This is a genomic window from Vibrio sp. 1562, assembly GCF_033340155.1.
In the GTDB taxonomy this organism is placed as follows: Bacteria; Pseudomonadota; Gammaproteobacteria; order Enterobacterales; family Vibrionaceae; genus Vibrio; species Vibrio alginolyticus.
This window is the reverse complement of sequence record NZ_JAWOVY010000262.1, coordinates 1-760: the sequence shown is the minus strand read 5'-3', so window position 1 is coordinate 760 and position 760 is coordinate 1. Positions and strand designations below refer to the sequence as shown.

The following is a 760-nucleotide window of genomic DNA, read 5'->3' as shown; positions in this document are numbered from 1 at the left end:
GCGCGCAACGACATTGGTTTCCGTTAGACGAATGGTTCGTAGATAGCGCACTGCATCATTTTCATAGCAATCGTCTACGGCCAATACTCGATACGACAGTGGCTTTTCGATGCCCGCGACTTGCGACTTGCCTGCAAACTCGGTAAATGAAACGTGAATGATTTCACCAAGGTTGTATTTAAAAGCGCTCGGGACTTTAAATTTTGCCCCAGAGCTCGACAAATCGATGCTTAATCCATGAAGGATTTGCCCTTTGGCGCGGCGAATTTCTACCTGGGACTGAACCTTCAACCGCTTTTCTTGGCGTTTTAAGTCGTAACCGAGGTGAACCGGTTCTGCGAGAAAGGGGCTTTTAGGATCGGTTAATGAATGAGACTTTTCCTGCGTGGCGAGCTTGCTCATCACACGAAAGTTATTGCGCGTGTTGACCAATGCTTCCCACATGCCTTCGGTGTAGGTGCCAAACTTCTTAATGTTCTTGTGATAAGCATTAAAAGCGACATCGTCCAACCAATGCGAAATGCCATCTAAAACATATTCACGACATTCGCCTTTGACGCGACCACGTAAATCAATGCTCTTCTTACATGGTGCCATAAGACGGTTCAGTTCCATCTTCACTAAGATTTTGGCCGACGGCGGCTCTTCCTCGGTCAATTGACCAAGGACAAAATCAAAGTCTTCAGAACCATAAACGGGAATGAGTCTTTCAGCGAGCGAGAGAATTTCAGATTGCTGCATTATTTCTGTTAGAGTATGT

Annotated in this window: 1 protein-coding gene; it reads right to left on the bottom strand. The window is 46.1% G+C overall.

Annotation, left to right across the window (positions count from 1 at the left end; all coding sequences use genetic code 11):
- Positions 1-741: PilZ domain-containing protein (locus R7Z49_RS24545; RefSeq protein WP_318112308.1), on the bottom strand; the 741-nt coding region annotated here is incomplete at its 3' end.
- Positions 742-760 lie beyond the last annotated feature (19 nt).